This is a genomic window from Vibrio sp. Vb0937 (assembly GCF_033338855.1).
In genome coordinates this window covers 1-1,539 of record NZ_JAWOTK010000157.1, presented here as the reverse complement: position 1 = coordinate 1,539, position 1,539 = coordinate 1, and the positions used below count along the sequence as shown (strand labels likewise).

Genomic DNA, 1,539 nt, shown 5'->3' with positions numbered 1-1,539 from the left:
TCGATAGTTAACCTCACCATTGACAATATTTCCGTAAGGCTTTGGCAACAGTCCCATGATAGACATGGAGGTCACGCTCTTACCACTGCCAGACTCACCAACGAGACCGAGCGTTCGTCCTGCGCGAACATCAAAGTTCACGCCATGGAGTACCTTTACCGGGCCATCATCCGTGATGAATTCCACTTCGAGATCTTTTACACTCAAAATTACATCGTTTTCCATAACACATCCTTACAGCTTATACGTGTCATCAACGACAACAACCGGTTCAAAGGTTTTACCCGACTTCATCGCTTTCTGGGTTTCTTTCTTCACGTCTTTGTCGATCCAATACGTGCCATCACCGATAATTCCGCCACTGAACAACGCTTCTGTCATTCGATTCATTGGTTTCTCTGGCAATTTCAACCAACGCCAGTGTCCATAACGAACGTAAGGTACCATGTAGCCAGTGACAATCACGTGCGCATCAATAATGTCTCGCTGAATCTCATGACCTAGTTGGATCTTCTTATCCATGTCCATGTTAAAGCGATACGCAATGATCTTTTCATCTAGCTCTGGCGTGCTGTAGTTAGTGAATGAGTTCGTTTGTGGTTTGTTCGCGTTCACGGAATGGAAGTATTCCCAATAAGTTGGGATTTCCGAAGTCCCCATATCAAAGAAAGCAAGTTCGTGTTTTTTCTCACGCACATACTTGAACATCGATGAACCATCAATCAGCTTCAGCTCAATGTCCAACCCTGCCAATTTTGCCTGTTCACGCAAGAAAGCAATACGCGGTGTATGAACTGGAGATGAGTACGTCAATTCAAAGCTCAAACGCTGACCTTTATCATTCACGCGAATACCATCGGAACCAATCTTATCGAAGCCCGCAGCTTCAAACGCTGCCGCCGCTTTTTCTGGTTCAAACTTTGGCGCTTTCACATCTGGTAACGTGTATTTACCATGCCCAAAGCCCGTTGGGTTGGGTTTACGGCTGTAGTCTCCACGCATAACATTCTCGATCATGCCGTCGAAATCTGTCGCGTAAGTGATCCCTTTGCGAATGTTTAAGTCATCAAGTAGAGGCATGGCCGTGTTTATCCACACGCCACCAGCACCAACTGGATATTGGTTGTAACCCCAGAACTTCTCAATGTAACCCTTTTGATAAGGGGCAGTATTGGATTTGTCATGCCATAGACTTGGCAAAACCAATCCAAATGCGTCCAACTTACCTTTTTCGAAGTGCTTCATCGCAATATCACCATCGCGGATAACCGTGATACGAATTTTGTCGACGTTATAGCGATTCTCGTAGTACTTATTGGTGTAACCCCACCAGTCCTCACCTACGTGCTTAAAGGTAACGCTTTTACCTTTTTTGACGTCGGCTAAGTAATAAGCGCTGGTGGTTGGTTCACTTTTAAAGTTGTAGTAGCGCACAAAATCATCATGAATGCCGTCACCGTTCTCGTCTTTCTTCGGATTCGCATAGAAATGAGCAGGACGAGGACGTAGCGCCCCCATTCTCAACAACAACTCTTCTGG

General features: G+C 45.5%; 2 protein-coding genes. Both read right to left on the bottom strand.

Features of this window, described 5'->3' with window-relative positions:
- The coding region (locus R7P67_RS24000; RefSeq protein WP_318086215.1) for an ATP-binding cassette domain-containing protein at positions 1–225 on the bottom strand (225 nt) is incomplete at its 3' end.
- Between the two features lie 9 nt (positions 226–234).
- Positions 235–1,539: ABC transporter substrate-binding protein (locus R7P67_RS23995; protein WP_318086214.1), on the bottom strand; the 1,305-nt coding region annotated here is incomplete at its 5' end.